The organism is Rhodocytophaga rosea, from assembly GCF_010119975.1.
Taxonomy (GTDB): Bacteria; Bacteroidota; Bacteroidia; order Cytophagales; family 172606-1; genus Rhodocytophaga; species Rhodocytophaga rosea.
Genome location: NZ_CP048222.1, coordinates 549,779 through 568,530, shown reverse-complemented (window position 1 = coordinate 568,530; position 18,752 = coordinate 549,779). Strand labels below are relative to the sequence as shown.

At 40.0% G+C, this 18,752-nt stretch carries 16 protein-coding genes; 10 read left to right on the top strand and 6 right to left on the bottom strand.

Going from position 1 to position 18,752, the window contains the following annotated elements:
• The first annotated feature begins 91 nt into the window (after positions 1 to 91).
• On the top strand, positions 92 to 862 hold the full coding sequence (locus GXP67_RS02490; protein WP_162441692.1) for a hypothetical protein: 771 nt from the start codon (positions 92 to 94) through the stop codon (positions 860 to 862).
• A 527-nt stretch (positions 863 to 1,389) separates the two neighbouring features.
• Here the strand turns inward: GXP67_RS02490 and GXP67_RS02485 are convergent.
• Positions 1,390 to 3,669 carry a sodium-translocating pyrophosphatase gene (locus tag GXP67_RS02485; protein ID WP_162441691.1) on the bottom strand — a complete coding sequence of 760 codons (2,280 nt, stop codon included), beginning with the start codon at positions 3,667 to 3,669 and terminating at the stop codon, positions 1,390 to 1,392.
• Positions 3,670 to 4,074: 405 nt separating this feature from the next.
• Here GXP67_RS02485 and GXP67_RS02480 point away from each other — a divergent pair, with 405 nt between their 5' ends.
• Both GXP67_RS02480 and GXP67_RS02475 read left to right on the top strand, forming a co-directional pair.
• Positions 4,075 to 4,296, top strand: coding sequence for a DUF4142 domain-containing protein (locus tag GXP67_RS02480; RefSeq protein ID WP_162441690.1), 222 nt, complete (start codon positions 4,075 to 4,077; stop codon positions 4,294 to 4,296).
• Positions 4,271 to 4,474: a DUF4142 domain-containing protein gene (locus tag GXP67_RS02475; protein WP_232064889.1), complete on the top strand. Its 204-nt coding sequence runs from the start codon at positions 4,271 to 4,273 to the stop codon at positions 4,472 to 4,474. The genes GXP67_RS02480 and GXP67_RS02475 overlap by 26 nt, the downstream gene beginning before the upstream one ends.
• Positions 4,475 to 4,564: 90 nt before the next feature.
• On the opposite strand, the gene GXP67_RS02470 is transcribed toward GXP67_RS02475, so the two are convergent.
• On the bottom strand, positions 4,565 to 6,253 hold the full coding sequence (locus GXP67_RS02470; protein WP_162441688.1) for an ABC transporter substrate-binding protein: 1,689 nt from the start codon (positions 6,251 to 6,253) through the stop codon (positions 4,565 to 4,567).
• Positions 6,254 to 6,913: 660 nt separating this feature from the next.
• Here GXP67_RS02470 and GXP67_RS02465 point away from each other — a divergent pair.
• The 5 genes from GXP67_RS02465 to lepB all read left to right on the top strand — a co-directional run bounded on the left by GXP67_RS02465 (position 6,914) and on the right by lepB (position 11,305).
• On the top strand, positions 6,914 to 7,693 hold the full coding sequence (locus tag GXP67_RS02465; RefSeq protein WP_162441687.1) for a ParA family protein: 780 nt from the start codon (positions 6,914 to 6,916) through the stop codon (positions 7,691 to 7,693).
• Between the two features lie 92 nt (positions 7,694 to 7,785).
• Positions 7,786 to 8,697: a ParB/RepB/Spo0J family partition protein gene (locus tag GXP67_RS02460; protein WP_162441686.1), complete on the top strand. Its 912-nt coding sequence runs from the start codon at positions 7,786 to 7,788 to the stop codon at positions 8,695 to 8,697.
• 4 nt (positions 8,698 to 8,701) lie between these two features.
• Positions 8,702 to 9,310: a DUF5683 domain-containing protein gene (locus tag GXP67_RS02455; RefSeq protein WP_162441685.1), complete on the top strand. Its 609-nt coding sequence runs from the start codon at positions 8,702 to 8,704 to the stop codon at positions 9,308 to 9,310.
• A 3-nt stretch (positions 9,311 to 9,313) separates the two neighbouring features.
• A complete protein-coding gene (gene dapB, locus GXP67_RS02450) occupies positions 9,314 to 10,030 on the top strand; it encodes a 4-hydroxy-tetrahydrodipicolinate reductase (RefSeq protein ID WP_162441684.1) in 717 nt (238 codons plus the stop codon).
• Between the two features lie 162 nt (positions 10,031 to 10,192).
• The gene (lepB, locus tag GXP67_RS02445; protein ID WP_162441683.1) at positions 10,193 to 11,305 is read left to right on the top strand and encodes a signal peptidase I; all 1,113 of its coding nucleotides are present in this window, start codon (positions 10,193 to 10,195) and stop codon (positions 11,303 to 11,305) included.
• Positions 11,306 to 11,400: 95 nt separating this feature from the next.
• Here lepB and GXP67_RS02440 read toward each other — a convergent pair whose 3' ends face one another.
• The 4 genes from GXP67_RS02440 to GXP67_RS02425 form a co-directional block, all read right to left on the bottom strand.
• Positions 11,401 to 12,645 (bottom strand): PepSY-associated TM helix domain-containing protein, encoded by a 1,245-nt coding sequence (locus tag GXP67_RS02440; RefSeq protein WP_162441682.1) that lies wholly within the window; start codon positions 12,643 to 12,645, stop codon positions 11,401 to 11,403.
• Between the two features lie 348 nt (positions 12,646 to 12,993).
• On the bottom strand, positions 12,994 to 13,653 hold the full coding sequence (locus GXP67_RS02435; protein ID WP_162441681.1) for an SOS response-associated peptidase: 660 nt from the start codon (positions 13,651 to 13,653) through the stop codon (positions 12,994 to 12,996).
• Between the two features lie 77 nt (positions 13,654 to 13,730).
• On the bottom strand, positions 13,731 to 14,999 hold the full coding sequence (locus tag GXP67_RS02430) for an aminotransferase class V-fold PLP-dependent enzyme (RefSeq protein WP_162441680.1): 1,269 nt from the start codon (positions 14,997 to 14,999) through the stop codon (positions 13,731 to 13,733).
• A 112-nt stretch (positions 15,000 to 15,111) separates the two neighbouring features.
• Positions 15,112 to 15,474, bottom strand: coding sequence for a DUF1304 domain-containing protein (locus GXP67_RS02425; RefSeq protein WP_162441679.1), 363 nt, complete (start codon positions 15,472 to 15,474; stop codon positions 15,112 to 15,114).
• A 233-nt stretch (positions 15,475 to 15,707) separates the two neighbouring features.
• Here GXP67_RS02425 and GXP67_RS02420 point away from each other — a divergent pair, with 233 nt between their 5' ends.
• Both GXP67_RS02420 and GXP67_RS02415 read left to right on the top strand, forming a co-directional pair.
• Positions 15,708 to 16,577: a UbiA family prenyltransferase gene (locus tag GXP67_RS02420; protein ID WP_162441678.1), complete on the top strand. Its 870-nt coding sequence runs from the start codon at positions 15,708 to 15,710 to the stop codon at positions 16,575 to 16,577.
• Positions 16,578 to 16,774: 197 nt separating this feature from the next.
• The gene (locus tag GXP67_RS02415) at positions 16,775 to 18,649 is read left to right on the top strand and encodes a tetratricopeptide repeat protein (protein ID WP_162441677.1); all 1,875 of its coding nucleotides are present in this window, start codon (positions 16,775 to 16,777) and stop codon (positions 18,647 to 18,649) included.
• Positions 18,650 to 18,752 lie beyond the last annotated feature (103 nt).

The following is an 18,752-nucleotide window of genomic DNA, read 5'->3' as shown; positions in this document are numbered from 1 at the left end:
CTGTCAAAATAAGTGAAGCACTCTATTTCATTTCTGGCAGTTCTGAAAACTTTAACGTATCTTTTATAGTGAATTCTTTAACTCAATTGTTATGAAAACTGGCAAGTTTTTTCTGGTATTTGTTTTACTCTGTAAAATGCTGTCTCTTCATGCCCAGAGTCCTGCCGGAGCCAGCGAAAATCCGCTATTAGGCACCTGGATAAGAGAAACTGATAGGGAGCGGGAAATAAAGATCATTACTCCAACTCATTTTGCATTTGTGATTGAAGATATTAAAACTGATAAATTTTTATATATTGGGATTGGTACATATATACTGGCAGGTGGCTTCTATCGGGAAAATATTGAATTTTCTAATATAGCCAACGCTTCAATAGCCAATCCTGTATATGAATTTACAGTGGATGGAGATACTTTTTATCAAAAGGGAACACTGGTCTTATCTGGTAATAAGACTCAATTAAACCATGTATTCAAAAAGGCTAAGACAGCAGTACAGAATTCAAATAATTCAGGCATCGGTACCTGGCGTCAGCTGTCTTCTTCGGTTGAGAAGGACAATAAGAACCGTACTGCCAGTATGGTTGCCGACAGCAGTATCTATGTTATCACCCCTACGCATTGGATGTGGATAGGTTTTGGCTCTGCTAAAAAGCTAAACAACGTAATGGCAGGAACATACACTCTTGAGGGGAATAAAAGTATGTTAAAAGTGGAACATGGCATCTCTGCACAGGGGCAGACTTTTGAATATAGCCAGCGTGTAGAAGGGGATAACCTGTATAGAACTAGTCTGGTAAAAAGCCCAAATAGTGGACCCAAACAGGCAGATGAAGTATTTCAACGGGTGTATGGAAAATAAAAATCCCTCCAAAAGGTGAGTTTTTTAACTGTAATTCATCTGATAGGTATTCCTAAGGTGAGAATAGGTTTACTGTATAGATTTTAATCACCTTTTTTTTGCTTATCGTGATAGAATTTAGTTTGTAAATATAGGCCTGCTATCCCGATAGCCAGGCATATTAAAATGGTGAGGTCTTTGAGAATCTCCATAATGATAAATAAAACTTACATGTATCTTACATATATCTATTATTCATCAAAAAGGAAACCACACCTTCACTTTCATCCAGTAGGAATATATTAAGCACTTGATGGATGCATATCTATAATAAATGGTAAGTTATAGGTTAATCAAATTTGAAACTTAGAAATATATACCTAACACTCAACGCCATATAAAAGCAAAGCCATTCCTTCACAGGAATGGCTTTGCTTTTATTAATTATACTAATTTAAATTTGTTACTGCATATTTGATTGTAGGTAAGGTGTTAATCTGCAATGAAATACTAACAACCGTCAACGAATAACTAATAACGAATTAGTGTTATTTTACACTTGTTGTCTGTTCAATTTTTACCTTAGGTACTAATTGTCCCGTTGCAGGAGTAGGTTTTGTATCTTCATCTATCAGAAGAGGAGCAATCACCAGCGCCACTACAGACATCAGCTTTAACAAGATGTTCAAGGAAGGACCGGAAGTATCTTTGAATGGATCGCCCACAGTATCACCAACAACAGCGGCTTTGTGAGGTTCTGATTTTTTATAATACATCTGTCCGTTGATTTCAACGCCTTCTTCAAAGCTCTTTTTAGCATTATCCCAGGCACCACCAGCATTTGACTGGAAAATAGCCATCAGCACACCAGTTACCGTTACACCAGCCAGTAAACCTCCTAGGGCTTCTGCTCCAAAACCGGGCATAAAACCCACTACGACTGGTACAGCTACAGCTAATATACCAGGCAGAACCATTTCCCGGATAGCAGCTCTGGTAGAAATATCTACACATTTCCCGTATTCGGCAGAGCCATCGGCGTCATTGAATGTTTTCTGGTCAGCAGCAGACCACTGGTCCATCTCAATATTTTCATTTTTACGCATCACAGCCAACGCTTTATTTAAAGCAGGGATATCACGGAATTGACGTCTTACTTCTTCAATCATGGCCATGGCCGCCCTTCCAACAGCACCCATCGCCAGAGCTGAGAAAACAAAAGGTAACATACCACCTATAAAAACACCTGCCATTACATTGGCTTTGGAGATGTCAATGGTACGAATGTTGGCAGAAGTCATATACGCCCCGAATAAGGCAAGGGCTGTTAAAGCAGCAGAAGCAATAGCAAACCCTTTACCAATAGCGGCCGTTGTATTTCCTACGGCATCCAGTTTATCAGTTCTTCCTCTTACTTCTTTCGGAAGTCCAGCCATTTCAGCAATACCACCGGCATTATCCGATACTGGTCCATAGGCATCTACCGCCAGCTGAATACCCAGGTTAGATAACATACCAACGGCAGCAATAGCTATACCATATAAGCCGCCATATTCAAAAGCACCGATAATAGAAAAGGCAATGATCAGAATAGGAATAGCGGTCGACATCATTCCGACACCTAATCCGGCAATAATATTAGTGGCCGCACCTGTGGAAGATTGTCTTACAATGGAAAGTACAGGTTTTTTACCCATACCAGTATAATATTCTGTAATCAAACCTACTAGTACACCGGCTACCAGACCTATAACGGTGGCTATAAATATACCGGTAGAAGTATAAGTAGTAAATTCCCCAGGCTGATTATATAAAGGATCATTGTATTGCCAGGTTTCTGGCAGCATTCCTTTGATAATAAACCAGGAAGCAACGATCATAATAGCAGAAGAACCAAATTCTCCCATATTCAGGGCTTTTTGAGGATCCCCTCCTTCTTTTACTTTTACAAAGAAAGTACCGATAATAGACATGATGATACCAACTGCAGCAAGAGCCATCGGAAGTAATACAGCCGATAGTCCGTTGAAATTGTCAGTATACCCAGGGATCATGTAAAAAGCTGCGCCTAATACCATCGAACTTACAATAGAACCAACATAGGATTCAAATAAATCTGCACCCATCCCTGCTACGTCCCCTACATTATCGCCCACATTATCAGCAATGGTTGCCGGGTTCAAAGGATGATCTTCCGGGATGCCAGCTTCAACTTTACCTACCAGATCAGCACCTACGTCAGCAGCTTTGGTATAAATACCACCTCCTACCCGGGCAAATAATGCAATTGAAGATGCGCCAAAAGAAAAACCGGTAAGAATAGTGATCACCCGGTTTAATGCATTAGCATCTCCTACACCAAATATATTGCTATAGATAATAAATAATATGCTTAATCCTAATACACCTAATCCTACTACACCCATTCCCATGACAGAACCTCCTGTAAAAGCCACCTCTAATGCTTTACCAAGACTAGTTCTGGCAGCAGCGGTTGTACGAACGTTGGCTTTTGTTGCAACCCGCATTCCGATAAAGCCAGCTAACGCGGAAGAAAAGGCGCCTAGTACAAACGAAAGGGCTACCAAAGGGGAAGAAGTTTCACTGTTGGCTGTTACAGCAAGCAGAATAGCTACACAGACAACAAAAATAGCAAGAATTCGGTATTCTGCTTTCAGGAATGCCATGGCTCCTTCTGTAATCCTGGCAGCAATTTGCTGCATTTTAGGGGTGCCGGGGTCTTGTTTGCTTACCCAAGCCGACCGCCAAGCTGTAAAGAGCAATGCCACTACCCCGAAAAGAGGAATGATGTAGAGAATTTTATCCATATTAAGTTTAACTTTTTTTAGTTTTGACTCGCAAATATAGAAGTTGCAATATGATTTTAAAATTTTATTTTGCTGATACATGCCTTTTTTCAGCATCCCACAGAAACCATAATTAACTTGGTTTACTTACAAAATATCATCTTTATCAAGCCTGTAATAACTTGAAGGATAAGTTTATAATCTGGAAGCGTTTTTACTGAAATTGCTTTTAACTAAACTTAAATCCAGATAGGGTGGTATAGTTTAAAAAAGTAACATCAAAATAAAATAACAAGGAAAGAGTAAATGTAAAATATTGACTCATGCTGTTGTGTGCAGGGTTATTTGTGATGAATGGCTGTAAAGATGATGATGAGGATGCAAATATGATATCTGGTACTGAGTTTATGTAATTTGCTGCGCACAGTGTGGTGTTTTGAAATTCAATCGGGTCAATTTGCTGCTCAGAAATCTATTACTGTAGAAGTAATTGATTTTGCCCAGCAAATGATTACTGACCACAATATACAGGCGAAGGAATTTGATTCACTGGCAGGTGTAAAAAATGTTTCAGTTTCTAAAACGCTTCCAGCAGCAAAGCAAGCTATTGTAAACCGGCTGAATGGGGAATCAGGATATTACTTTTGATAAGGATTATATGAACGAACAGATCACTGCACATGATGAAACAATAACAAATTTCGAGAAGGCTGCTTCAGGTGCAAAAGATGGGGATGTAAAAGGATTTGCTAATAAGTATTTGTCTGCTTTACGTACGCATCGCCAGCATGCTACTGAAGTGAAAACTGTAACTGACGCATTCTAAACCCGGTTACCTGCATTAATACAGGTTATATTATCAAAAAAGCAGCTATGAATAGCTGCTTTTTTGATAATTGATATCTACTTAGTAAATCTATTCTGCAGATGCAGTAGCTGTAGCAGGTTTGAAATCTACTTTTTCCAGCATCAGATTATTCATTGGATTGGCTTCCAGACCAGTTACATAATTTTGTGCAAGTCTAACCACTTCATCATAGAACAATACGATTACCGGAGCCTCAGTCATAATGATCTGATCCATCTGGTTATACATCTCATATCTGTCGAAAGGATCATTATCTGCAATTTGAGCTTTCTCAAACAGTTCATCAAATGCCTTATTTTTGAAACGGGTTTTATTAGGACCGCTTGGAGATAAGTTTTTGCTGTAGAACATAGCCAGATAGTTTTCTGCATCCGGATAGTCGCCCAGCCAGGAGGCCATGAAGAAGTTTACCTGACCATTATCGATCATTTGCTGATGAGTAGAGTTATTATTCTGGTCAATTTTTACATTAATACCCAGGCTCGACCATTGTTTTTGCAGGTATTCACATAGTTCATTGTGTAAAGTGTTTGCATTCAAGGTAATTTGAGGAAAACCCTTTCCTTGTGGGAAACCAGCATCTTTCAATAAACGCTGAGCTTTTTCCAGGTCATAGGTATATCCTTTTACTTTTGTGCTATCGAAAGAAGGCATAATTACAGGAACGATACCAGACACTCCGGGAATACCTAGTTTATTTCTTAAAAATGCGACCAGTTCCTGACGGTTGATAGAATAGCTCAAAGCTTGTCTCACTCTTCTATCCAGGAAAGGATGTTTTTTATCTTTATAAGTAGAAGAATCTAATTGAAAACCTAAATATTCTGTATTCAGATAAGGAACTTTGTGTACCTGGAATTTAGAAGAAAAGTCCTTTTTAACAGAACCATCACGGTTTAAAACAAGGTCTCTTGAGCTTTCTTCAATACCGGATAAGAAATCTAAGTTGCCTTGCTCAAAGGTACGGTAAGCCTGATTTTTATCAGCGATAAAAGAAACCTGTACAGCATCTAAATAAGGAAGGCTATTGCCTGAAGCATCTTTTCTCCAGTAATTTGCATTCTTTAATAAAGTTAAACTCTCATTTTCTGTCCACTGCTTAAATACGAAAGGACCAGTACCTACAGGCTTTAAACCAAAATCTTTCCCATATTTCTCTACTGCTTCCTTAGGTACAACATACGTATAGGGCATCGTCAGAATCTGCATGAAAGGAGGGAAAGGTCTTCTCAGGTGTACTTTAAATGTATGAGGATCTAGCGCTACAAAGCAAGTATCAGAAATACTTCCATCGGCGTTGGTTAATACTCTTTCATTAAAAATCCATGCGCCAGTGCTGGATGTTTTAGGATCAAGTACCCGCTTAAAACTGTATACAAAGTCATCAGCAGTTACTTCTCTGCCTTTACCATCCGGAAATACTTCGCTGTCCTGGAAATGAATGCCTTTTCTGATTTCAAACGTATACGTTTTGCCATCTTCAGATACTTTCCAGTTATCTACCAAGCTTGGTACCACATTGAGTTGCTGGTCGAGTTCAAAAAGACCGTTATATATTTGGTTAACAGCCCAAACATTAGCCTGATTTCTTGCAAAGGCAGGGTCTAAGGAGGTTAAGCCCTCTGCCTGATTATATCTGAAAACCTTTTTAGCCTCTTGCTTCTCCTTCTTATTGCCGTCGCTGCAGGAAGCAAGCAGTACAAGAGCAATAAATAATCCGGTAAATTGTCTTAGCATAATTTTTTCAAAAATTTTCAATTAAACATTTATCTTTGTGAATTGTGAGTTAAATTCGGATTTAAAGATTGACGAAAAATACAAATTAAAAAAACAATTGAGCAGTATTTACATACATGCATACACATTAACTTTCAGCGCTTTTTTAATAACTGTATATAGTTGTTACCATTACTCCTGTCCATTTTTACCTCCTGTGCAGCAATTACTATTATTGGTTTCATTGTAAAAGGATAATCTGCTTAAAAAACACCATAGATGATGTGGTAAAAATGTGTATAGACTGAAAGTGAATTATTATTTTTAATGAATTGACCATAAATTAAATTAAAAAGCGGAGTTTGGCAAAAATTTACAGAAAAATAAAATATTACCTGATTACAGAAAAATGGAATAGTCATGCATATAAATCCGGCCACAAGTTAAAGTACCTTTAATGGTTCTATCGGACAGTTAAACAATGGCCATCAGCGAATTATCAGAAGAAGAAACAGATGATTACATTCTTGAATTTTTCTTACATTATTTTTGGGAGATCACTGAAATAGATAATAAATAGAATACAATTAAATAATTAATAGACTGTATAAGTAAAACTTTGGAATGAGTACATTGCAAAGCAAGGATTTACTAACATTTAGCGTATTGTTTTAGAAGTATATGGGTAAAATCATAGCCATTGCCAATCAAAAAGGAGGCGTTGGAAAAACCACCACAACGATTAACCTGGCAGCAAGTCTGGCCGCCCTTGAGTTTAAGACTTTGATTGTAGACGCTGACCCGCAAGCAAATTCAACCTCCGGCCTGGGATTTAACCCAAAAGAAATAGAAAATAGTATTTATGAGTGTATGGTAGATGGCGTGCTGGCAAGAGATATTATTATTAAATCAGAGATCGATTACCTAGACTTATTGCCTTCTCATATTGATCTGGTAGGTGCTGAAGTAGAAATGATCAATTTGAAAAGCCGGGAAGAAAAGATGCGGGAAGTGCTGAAAGATATTAAAACTGAGTACGATTTTATTATTATTGATTGCTCGCCTTCACTGGGTTTGATCACCATTAACAGCCTTACAGCCGCCGATTCTGTGATTATTCCGGTACAATGCGAATACTTCGCTTTAGAAGGCCTGGGCAAATTGCTCAATACTATTAAAATCATTCAATCCAGATTAAACACAAACCTGGAGATCGAAGGTATTTTACTCACCATGTATGACTTACGGGTCCGCTTGTCTAATCAGGTAGTAGATGAGGTAAACTCGCATTTTCAGCAAATGGTGTTTAATACCATTATACCACGTAATATCCGGTTGAGTGAGTCTCCTAGTTTTGGGATTCCGGCTATTGCCCATGACGCAGATAGCAAAGGGGCGATCAGTTATCTGAACTTAGCCAGGGAAATTCTGGTAAAAAATGGACTTACAGAGCAGACTTAATTAAATAAGATTGATAAGTATGATCAATCTTTGCAGGTGTTATCATATTTCATAAGTTTACTAATGCCTGCTTTTAAAATATTTAGCAAAAAATGACTCAGCAGAATAATAAAATAGTAAAGAAAAGAAATGCATTGGGCCGGGGATTAGGTGCACTCCTTCAGGATTCTGAATCTGTAAATAACGATAATTTAACCAGCCTGCAAACGCTCAATACCATGAGCGAAATAGATATACATGCCATTGAAGTGAATCCTTTTCAGCCACGTTCATATTTTGATACGGATGCACTCAACGAACTGGCTGAATCTATCCGGGTACAGGGAATTATTCAGCCTATTACCGTGAGGCAATTGAGCCGGGATCAGTATCAGCTGATTTCCGGGGAAAGAAGATTGCAGGCATCTAAAATTGCTGGCTTAAAATCCATTCCGGCTTATGTACGTACCGCCAATGACCAGCAAATGCTGGAACTGGCCCTGATTGAAAACATTCAGCGTGAAAACCTGAATTCTATAGAAATTGCCCTTAGCTACCAGCGCCTCATCAGCGAATGTAATCTCAAGCAGGATGAACTGGGTGAACGGGTAGGCAAGAACCGCACAACAGTAAATAACTATATCCGTCTGCTTAAATTACCGCCGGAAATACAAGTAGCTTTACGGGATAACAAAATAAGCATGGGGCATGCCAGGGCTATTATCAATATAGAACATGTGGACACAAAACTGGCTATCTTCAAAAAAATCATGGACGAAGACCTGTCGGTGAGGAAGGTAGAGGAGATTGTACGCGACCTTTCCAGTAATGCTTTTGACCGCAATGCTAAAAAAGATAAGAAAGATCCACAGAAATATGAATTTGTACAGATACAATCCAAGCTTTCTTCGCACTTTGGCACGAAAGTGAATATAAAAAGTGATGAAAAGAATAAAGGGGAAATCAAAATACCCTTTTCTTCGCAGGAAGACCTTAACCGGATTCTTGAGTTACTTAATATGTAGAGATATGCTGATGAAATTCTGGATAGTCGTGTGTATAACCAGCTTCTTTTTAACTTTTTCAACTTCTGCCGTAGTTGCCCAAACGGATACCACTACTATTATACAAGAAAGTAAGTCGGCTGCCAAAACTATTGCCATCCGGAAAAGATATAATCCACGGAAAGCCACCCTTTTTTCGGCAGCATTACCCGGATTAGGCCAGATCTATACCAAACAATATTGGAAACTGCCTATTTTGTATGCTGGGGTAGGAGTTCTGGGGTATTTCATTATAGATAATCACAGGAACTATATCATCTGGCGTGACCGCTACATTACCCAGCGGACTGCTTCGGAAAGTAAACTGGAATTGCCTATTGTGTATCCAACAACTGGTACGGCTATTCCATTAGACCGGCTGAAACAGGCCAAAGATTATTATCGCCGTAACCGGGATTTTACGGTTATCCTTTCAGGACTCACCTATGTGCTTAATATTGTAGATGCCAATGTTACGGCACATTTAAAAGATTTTGATCTGTCGGATGACCTGAGCCTGTCAGTACAGCCTGCCGTAGACCAGGTGGCCGGATTGCCGGTAACTGGTGTTTCACTCACTTTACACCTAAAATAATTTATGAACATTATTTTGTTAGGATATGGAAAAATGGGAAAGGTGCTTGAACGGGTTGCCATTAGCCGGGGACATACCATTTCTCATAAAATAGACTTGAATAACCTGCATGAACTAGCCGGGATAGATCCGGCTACAGTAGATGCTGCCATTGAATTCAGCTCTCCGGAATCGGCCGTAAGTAATCTGACGTATTGTTTTGAACACCATATTCCAGTTGTATGTGGTACCACTGGCTGGCTGCACCGCAAACAGGAAATGGAGAGATTATGTATGCAGAAATCGGGTGCCTTTTTTTATGCTTCCAATTATAGTTTAGGGGTTAATATATTTTTTCATCTCAACCGTGTGCTGTCAAACTTAATGAACCGTTATACAGATTATGAAGTATCTATGGAAGAGATACACCATACGGAAAAAAAAGACGCCCCCAGTGGTACAGCTTTGAGCCTGGCAAAAGATATTATTGATTCAATGGACCGCAAACAAGGCTGGGTAAACGAACATGCAACAGAACCATCTTTATTATCTATTATTTCTTTAAGAGAGGCTGGCGTACCAGGAACACATACTATCCGTTATGAGTCTAAAGAAGATACGATTGAGATTAAACATACAGCGCATAGCCGGGAAGGCTTTGCCCTGGGAGCAGTAGTGGCTGCAGAATGGATTCAGGGGAAGCAGGGTGTTTTCAATATGCAGGACATGATGAAGTTTTAAACAGATGTATAGATTGATAGATTTTTTGATATAATAGGTTATATTCTGAAAGTATAATACTTAAAATTTGGACTATCTATATAAAAAGTAAGTTCTGTAATCTTAAATAATCGTAATTTTAACAAACGCTGAGTCATTTCATTAACAAATAAAGAATTATCGATGAATGTTTTATCCACTAAAAAAGAGGCACCTTCCAAACCAGTAAGAAAGCCAAAATCAAAAACCCGCGAGTGGGTAGATGCGATTGTGTTTGCAGTGGTAGCAGCAACCCTGATCCGATGGCTGATTCTGGAAGCATTTACCATACCTACACCTTCTATGGAAAAATCGCTTCTGGTGGGCGACTTTCTGTTTGTGAGCAAAATACATTATGGAGCCCGTACCCCAAAAACTCCTTTGCAGGTTCCGCTAACACATCAGAAAATATGGGGGACTGATATACCTTCCTATTTAGACTGGATACAACTTCCTCAATACCGGCTGCCTGGCATCAGTAGTGTAAAAAACAATGATGTAGTGGTATTCAACTATCCGCCCCGCGAACCCGGCCAGACCAAAGATTATCCAACTGATTTAAAAACCAACTATATCAAACGTTGTATAGGTATACCGGGAGATAAAGTGGAAGTACGGGATCTGCAGGTGTATGTGAATGACAAACCGGCAGAAAATCCTCCTAAAATGCAGTACCGCTATTATATGGTTACTGAAAACACGGTAAATGAACGTACTTTCCGCAAATTTGATATCAGTGAATACCAGAGTGTACAGGGAGGATATATTGTATTAACTACACCTGAAACTGCTCAAAGTCTCAAATCTCAAAGTTTTGTAAAAGAATTAATTCTTACCAAGCGTAATCCTAATGAGGGAGATGCCAGAGTATTTCCGAATTCTTCCAAATTCGATTGGAATGAAGACTTTTTTGGTCCTTTAACGGTTCCCAAAGAAGGAATGACCATTAAGATGGATGCCAATAATGTAATTCTCTATGAAGAGATCATCAGTAAATATGAAGGCAACGATAAAGTAAGCATCAGAGACGAAAAGCTTTACATTAATGATAAAGTGGCAGATACCTATACGTTTAAGCAGGATTATTATTTTATGATGGGCGATAACCGGCATAACTCGCTAGATTCCCGTTTCTGGGGTTTTGTGCCTGCTGATCACATTGTCGGCAAAGCATTTATAATCTGGTTATCAGTAGACCAAGAAGGAAGCATGCTGGAAAAAATCCGCTGGAACCGCTTATTTAAACTCATTCATTAATCTAAATAAAACTAAAAAGCCCTGCATGGATCTTTCACATGCAGGGCTTTTTAGTTTTATTCCTTTCTGCTTTTTATTTAAATCTCTTATCAAACTTATGCAATACGTTGTGTAGCCGCCTGTGGCTGGGTAGGGTTAGGTTTTTTCTTACTTTTTTTCCTGTTCTTTTGCAAGCGGTTCAGCCATAGAACTACACCAGTTATAGGAAACGTAGCGCCGGCAATACAAACTAAAAAAGCAATGATCCTTCCTGGTAATCCTCCAATAGAGCCTACATGCACCGGATAAAAAGTTGCTCGTACCCGTTGGCCCAGGTTACGTTCTCCATATAATAACTGGCTAATGAGTTGACCGGAATATTGATCAAAAAACAATTGGTTAGTAGCCCGTTCATGGATGGCATCTGCCGGCATAATGGTTACAGCCACAGAACCATCTGTCTCTTTTGGAAAGTTGATTGTATAAAATTCTGCTTCCGGCATTTGTGCTTTTACTTGTGCATAGGCAGCATCCCAGGAAATAGGAGTCGTTCCTTCCTGGATAGTAGATTTAGGCGGTTCCGGACGAACATTTTCAGTACCAGTTACCCAATAAATACCATCATTAAACCACTTGAAAGACCAGGCTAATCCGGTAAAGGCAAAAGCAAATAAGAAAATAGCGCTATAGAATCCGATCACTATATGCAGGTCATGGTTAAGTCTTTTCCAGCCAGCGTTCCATTTCAGCGCCAGACGTTGTTGTAAAATCTTTTTGTTTTGCGGCCACCAGAGAATAATACCGGTAATTAATATAAATAAGAAAACAGAAGTGCTGATGCCAACAATTAGCTTACCCGTATCGCCCGCCAGAAGCCAGCGGTGTAGTGAAAATACTGAGAAAAAGAAAGGGCTGCGCTGACTTTGCAAGGCTGCTACTTGTGCCGTATACGGATTAATAAATGCCTGGCCGCCACCTTCTTTCCCTTTTTCAGGCCCTTTTTTCACATCAGGAACCTCTCCCTTTTTTTCGGCTTTGTTTCCGGCAGGCGCATCTTTAGCAATTTGATGTTCTCCTTCACTTTTCTCTTCCCGGTAACTTACTTCGACAGTACGCGATGGATCAGTAAAGATTTTAATTGAATTTACCTCGGCATCTGGTACTTTTTTTTTCAAACCGGCAATCATCTGCTCGATGGAAACTGCCTGGGAACCAGATTCCACCCGGTATCTTTCCGGATATAGCCACATTTGCATTTCTTTTTCAAATACCAGGATGGCGCCAGTGGCACATACGACCATAATGACTAAACCAGCCCCAAGGCTCAGATACAAATGGATATTCCGGAAAAAAACTTTCATGAAAAGATAAGGTTAATTAAAATTTATAGGAGATAATAGCCACAAACTGATGGAAAGTAATCCGATGGATGCGGTTATTATCTCAAGTACAATGGCTGAATTTATTAAATACATTAGCAGTTCTCACCCGCAAGACAAGACATGACTGGTATATGCGGCAGAAAAATTCAATTGAGAAAAACTTGGAAATGGAATCGATCTGCAAATACCGGCACCCAAAAGCCAATATTGTTTCAAGCATCCTGTATTGAAATAACCAGCTAAACAATGCTCAAATTAAGGCACTATTTAGAAACATTCCAAATAAGAACTCAAATATTATGTAAATAGATTAAAAAATGTTTTAGATCAGAGATGTTCGATGAGTTCGGGATTATTATTAGCTGGTGAGTTCACCAGCTTTGACACCTGGTATGCTTGCATTTGTTTAGCGTTATAAGGCCGTAATAATTCAAGTGCATCCTCAGGTCTTAAGTTCGTGCCAAGCCAATCTTTTTCATCCTCAGGTTTTAGAATGACCGGCATTCGGTCATGAATAGATTCCATCAGCGAATTGGGAGACGTAGTAATAATGGTAAAAGACCTGACTTTGTTTCCCTGTTCATTTTTCCATTCATCCCACAAACCGGCAAAAGCAAAAAGGCCGTTATCCTTCAAGGTAATCCGGTAAGGTTGTTTTGTCTTTCCATTCTTCTGCCATTCATAAAATCCATCGGCAATTACGAGGCAACGTTTGCTTTGCAGACTTTTTTTGAAGGAAGGTTTTTCCAGTAATGTCTCGGCTCTGGCATTAATTAATTTATTTCCAATGGCTGCATCTTTAGCCCAGAATGGAATCAGTCCCCACTTGTAATACGCTGCTAGGGTAGGGTTGTAATTGCTGATTACAGGCAAATTTTGTGAAGGTGCTGCATTATAGGAAGGATGAACTGAATCCTCTTCAATTTGGACATGGAAGCGCTTTTCAATGTCTTCCGCTTTTTTAACAAGTGTGTATCTTCCGCACATTAGGTAAACAATTTAGATGGAGAATGACCATATATAAAACGTTCAAACTGATGATTTTTGTATGCGTATGACTCACTTTAAGACCTTTCCCGACTCGTTTGTTGCAAGGCATGAACCATCAACTGCAACTCTTCCAGCGTGGTATATACATTGGGTGTAACCCGGATGCCTTGCATATTTTCCCAGGTTACGGCAGTTACATGAATGTTATACTGTTCCAGCAGGTGTTTATCCAGAGCAACAGGTTCCCAGCCATTGAGGGCTATATTCACAATTACACAGCAACGCTCTTCTGCTTGTATCGGAGTATGAAAATGGAAACTATTGAGTTCCTGTAGCTGGGAAACCCAGTAGTTTCGGAGGTAACGTAAGCGTTGTTCTTTGTTATTTCTGCCCAGTTGCAGGTAAAATTCTATGGCAAATCCCAGTGCGATTATGGCCGGCATGAGTTGAATACTCAATTCCTCAAACTTACGTATGTTATCAGAGGCAGGTGTCGTGCTGGAGGCAAGCGGCCACACATCATGTATCTTGTCTTTTTGAATATACATCAGTGCTGAAGGGATCGGGCCAGACAGCCATTTATGCAAGGCGGTTACAAAATAATCGCAGCCCAGTGCTTTTACATCTGTTTCCAGCAGGCCAAAACTATGGGCCGCATCAAGCAAGACAGCAATGTTGCGTTTTTTTGCCTCCTGAATAAGTTTTTTTACCGGCAATATCTGCCCGTTCCAGTTGATAACATGAGTAAGATGCAGGACTTTAGTTTTTTCAGTAAAGGCACCTACAAATTTAGCAATGATCTCCTCATCGGTTTCTGCCGGACCATCCAGACTGATCCACTTGGTTTTGATATGGTCACGCAACTCACGCTGTTTCCAGGAAGATATGGCTTTAGAATAATCCTGTTTGCAGGCAACTACTTCATCGCCAGCTTCCAGTTGTATGCCAAATATCAGGTTATTGAGGGCTTCCGTCGTATTTCTAAGAATGGTCACTTCTTCCGGTGAACTGTTAATCAGACCAGCCAGACCCTGCCGGATCAACTCCCGGCCTTGTTCCATATACCTGAAAATGTAATAGCTGGGAATCCGGTTGGCCAGGGTATAATACCCTGTAAATGCCTTTTCTACAATGTGGGGAGAAGAACTGACAGCTCCGCTATTAAGGTTGATATATCTATCTGGTTGTGGATACCGGTTTTTTACTTCCTGCCAGAAAAGCTCATTGCTGGCGAGTTCGTCGCTGGAAACTTTTGGAATCTGTAAAGGTTCAGATGGGTATTTAATCTGTAAGGGAGGATGTTCCAGTAAAAACTGTTGCCAGGATGAGATCCAGGAGTTCATACATATAGGGGTTTGCCTGGCAAATATAGAAAAAGTGCCAGAAAATTATGTTTGAAATGAGCTGATAATACAGAAAGGCATTATACATTTATAAGCGAATAGCTTCAGCAATTTATGCGAATGCAATCCACAACAGGCCAAGTACCGGTAATAATCCCTGGATAATAAAAATTTTCCTGTCGGCGGTTAAACCTCCGTAAATGGCTGCAACTGCCACACAGGAAAGAAAAAACACTGCAATATTCTGCGACCAGCTGGCCTCTTCAATGAGTAATGACCAGATCAATCCGGCCGCCAGAAATCCATTATACAAGCCTTGATTGGCCGCCAAAGCTTTGGTAGGTTCAAATAAATGTTCTGGAAAGCTCTTAAATACCTTTTTACCCCGGCTTGTCCAGGCAAACATTTCAAGCCATAAAATGTAAATATGTTCCAGGGCAACAAGTCCGACAATGATTTGTACAGGTAGCGTCATACGTTTGCAGGTTGGTTTGTAACTGGGATTTTAGATTCTTTTCTGCCACTCATAATAAGCAAACAGAATGAAACACAATGTACTCATTCCTGTTGAGCTTTTCAGAAAATGTTCTATCATCCAAGATGGCATTTCGAAGCTGGCAAGGATTTCTATACAAATTATTCAAATCCTAACTACAGTGTATGCGTAATTTTTATAGCTTGTGAACACAATCTTCAGTTCTACCGGTTATGATTCAGCGGTCTACTTTGCTGCACCTGCGTATTCCTTTTTTCTTCTACCTGATGCCGGTATTTTTATTTGCCTGGAGCATTTCACCTCAACCTGAACTATGGCGGGTACTACTGGCTTTTTTTATCGTTCACTTTTTATTATATCCGGCAAGCAATGGCTATAACAGCTATTATGACAAAGACGAAGAAAGTATCGGCGGACTGGAAGACCCACCGCCGGTAAGCAAAGAACTATTATACGTATCCCTGCTGCTGGATGGAATAGCTATGTTACTCGGAATTTTTCTGGGAGGATGGTTTGTATTGGGATTGTTTATCTACGGCCTGGTTTCCAAAGCTTACAGCGACGAACGCATCCGGCTGAAAAAATATGCTATTCTCAGCTGGTTTCTGGCTGGAACCTTTCAGGGCGCTTTCACTTTTTTAATGGTATACCAGGGAATCAATCAAACCCCGGTAGAAGAACTTTTTCAAGCGAGAATACTGATTCCTGCCGGGCTAACTACTTTTCTACTGATGGGTTCGTATCCGATGACGCAGGTATACCAGCATGCCGAAGATGCCCGTCGTGGGGATATGACATTAAGCCGCTTACTGGGTATACGGGGAACATTTATTTTTACAGCTATTGTGTTTATGTCGTCGGTGGCCGGGTATTTTTACTATTTCTATACTTATTATGCTCCCTTTCATTTCCTGCTGTTTGTGGTCTGCTTGAGTCCAGGACTGGTGTTTTTTCTGCTTTGGTTTTACAGGGTATTAAAAAATAACAGTGCCGCTAATTTTCGTTCCACCATGCGATTAAACCAGTTGACGGCTACCGGAATGAATGCCTTTTTTGTGCTGTTCTGGGTGTTAATTCATTAAGCAAACAGAGAAGGGAAAGCCTTCAGAAAACAGGTTAGCTAGATCTATTTGTCAGATTATTGAATTACATGAAACATGTTGGTAGGTAAGACAAGTACAAGTCATATGAAAAATAGATTCTATTTCTACTAGAAAGGCAGTCTGGCCGTTTTAACAATCAAATACTTTTATTAACCTATGACTTCTAATATCATACAATGAAGCAGATATTTCTACTGGGTTTGGGTGGGTTATTATGGCTATATTGCCCTCAAGCATCTGCACAGAACACACAGGTTATTGACTCTCTTCAACAGGTATTAAGCGCTGATATTGCTGATTCGTCAAAGGTGATTGTGCTGGGTGAGTTATCCTGGGAATATCACATTCATCATAAAGAAAAAGCCTTACAATATGCCCGACAGGAACTTACACTGGCAGAAAAAATCAACTTCCCGAAAGGAATCGGATTAGGTTATCTGGATCAGGGAGTAACCTACAGTTACCACCAGGAATACGACAAAGCCATTGATCTTTACCAGAAAGCCCTTCCTCATCTTGAAAAAGCAGGCAAACACACCCTGATAGCCCTCACATATTATAATATAGCGGTTGCCTACAGCAAGTTTGAAGCTTCTGAAAAGGCCATTGCCAATTTCCTGAAAGCCGTTGACCTGCTGGAAAAGCAGCAGGACTGGGCTAATGTAAGCCAGAGTTATACAGGTATTGCCAATAGTTATGCAACGTTACATCAGTTCCCTAAGGCTATTGATTATCATCATAAGGCGGTGAAAGTAGCCAGAGAACATACCGATTACGAAATGCTGGCTGTTGCTCTAACTGACTTTTCCGCTACGTTTAATACCATGTTTGATACCTATCACCAACCATCCTATCTGGATTCATCCTTGGTATATCTCAACCAAGTGCATGAACTATTAAAGGCCGGCAAGGTTAAAAATCCGATTATGCAGCCTTCTGTTATATTTAACATGGGCAATACTTATTTTCAGCAAGAAAATTATGAGGAAGCCTTGCCACTTATTCTGCAGGCTCTGGTATTGGCAGAACCTGTAAATCTGCAAGCTGCCATTTGCCAGGGCAATACCATACTAGGGAAAATTTATACCCGGCAGAAAAATTATGCTGCCGCCCTACCACATTTTCAGAAAGCACTTCCCATCGCCCTGGAAACAAATCCTTTGTATGCTGCCGATACCTATGAAGCCATGATGGCTTGGGCGGCCGATCAGAAAAAATTCCAGGAAGCTTTTGACTATCAACAACAATTGGTAAGTCTAAAGGACAGCATATATCATCTGGGAAAAACAGAGATGGCCGAAAGGATGGGCTTGCAGTATGAAACCGAGAAAAAAGAGGCACGGATTGCCTCCCTGGAGCAGGAAAACCATTTTGAACGGAATCGCAATATCTTATACCTGGCCCTTTTAGCGATGGGTTTACTTCTTTCCGGTGTGATTTTTTATCTGCTGCGCCTGAAACAAAAAGTATTGTCCCAGAAAGCAGCACTTTCAGAAGAAGCCCGGGAAAAAGCACTGCTTAAACAGGCACTGGCCGAAAAGCAACGTGAGCGGTTGCAGAAAGAATTGTACCTGCAAGCCGAACTAAACCAAGTACAGGAAATCCAGTTTCGCAATGAAATGGATTTTAAAGAACGGGAACTAACCACCAATGTACTTTTGCTGGAACAACAAAGTGGCTTCCTTCAGAAAATAAAAACACGCCTGCAAACGATGCTTCCGCAGGCTAACAGACTGGAACCGGATTTGAAAGAAGTATGCAAACTCATTGATAACCGGCTCACCAGTGAACAGGATTTTGAGAAATTTATGGTGCATTTCGAAAAGGTTCACCCGGATTTTTTTAGCCAGCTGGATAAAACTGCTCCGGCTACCCTTACCCCGGCAGACCAGAAACTAAGTGCCTATATCCGGATGAATTTATCTACCAAAGAAATGGCTCACCTGCTCAATGTAGAACCCAAAAGTATTCAGATGGCCCGTTACCGGCTCAAGCTAAAACTCAATCTTCCGGAGGAAACCGACCTGGTTAACTTCATCCAGCAATTGTAATAATTTTATATGCTAAATGGCTTTAATAACCAGTAATGAACCTGATTATGGTACCAGTAGCAGGTTTGTAGTACTGTTTTTGAAGCCAGTAGTACTTTTGTAG

What these genes read in the sequence shown, in the direction of transcription:
- GXP67_RS02490 (WP_162441692.1), top strand. Translation starts at nt 92, where the DNA reads ATGAAAACTGGCAAGTTTTTTCTGGTATTTGTTTTACTCTGTAAAATG.
- GXP67_RS02485 (WP_162441691.1), bottom strand. Translation starts at nt 3,669, where the DNA reads ATGGATAAAATTCTCTACATCATTCCTCTTTTCGGGGTAGTGGCATTG.
- GXP67_RS02475 (WP_232064889.1), top strand. Translation starts at nt 4,271, where the DNA reads ATGGGGAATCAGGATATTACTTTTGATAAGGATTATATGAACGAACAG.
- GXP67_RS02470 (WP_162441688.1), bottom strand. Translation starts at nt 6,253, where the DNA reads ATGCTAAGACAATTTACCGGATTATTTATTGCTCTTGTACTGCTTGCT.
- GXP67_RS02465 (WP_162441687.1), top strand. Translation starts at nt 6,914, where the DNA reads ATGGGTAAAATCATAGCCATTGCCAATCAAAAAGGAGGCGTTGGAAAA.
- GXP67_RS02460 (WP_162441686.1), top strand. Translation starts at nt 7,786, where the DNA reads ATGACTCAGCAGAATAATAAAATAGTAAAGAAAAGAAATGCATTGGGC.
- GXP67_RS02455 (WP_162441685.1), top strand. Translation starts at nt 8,702, where the DNA reads ATGCTGATGAAATTCTGGATAGTCGTGTGTATAACCAGCTTCTTTTTA.
- dapB (WP_162441684.1), top strand. Translation starts at nt 9,314, where the DNA reads ATGAACATTATTTTGTTAGGATATGGAAAAATGGGAAAGGTGCTTGAA.
- lepB (WP_162441683.1), top strand. Translation starts at nt 10,193, where the DNA reads ATGAATGTTTTATCCACTAAAAAAGAGGCACCTTCCAAACCAGTAAGA.
- GXP67_RS02440 (WP_162441682.1), bottom strand. Translation starts at nt 12,645, where the DNA reads ATGAAAGTTTTTTTCCGGAATATCCATTTGTATCTGAGCCTTGGGGCT.
- GXP67_RS02435 (WP_162441681.1), bottom strand. Translation starts at nt 13,653, where the DNA reads ATGTGCGGAAGATACACACTTGTTAAAAAAGCGGAAGACATTGAAAAG.
- GXP67_RS02430 (WP_162441680.1), bottom strand. Translation starts at nt 14,999, where the DNA reads ATGAACTCCTGGATCTCATCCTGGCAACAGTTTTTACTGGAACATCCT.
- GXP67_RS02425 (WP_162441679.1), bottom strand. Translation starts at nt 15,474, where the DNA reads ATGACGCTACCTGTACAAATCATTGTCGGACTTGTTGCCCTGGAACAT.
- GXP67_RS02420 (WP_162441678.1), top strand. Translation starts at nt 15,708, where the DNA reads ATGATTCAGCGGTCTACTTTGCTGCACCTGCGTATTCCTTTTTTCTTC.
- GXP67_RS02415 (WP_162441677.1), top strand. Translation starts at nt 16,775, where the DNA reads ATGAAGCAGATATTTCTACTGGGTTTGGGTGGGTTATTATGGCTATAT.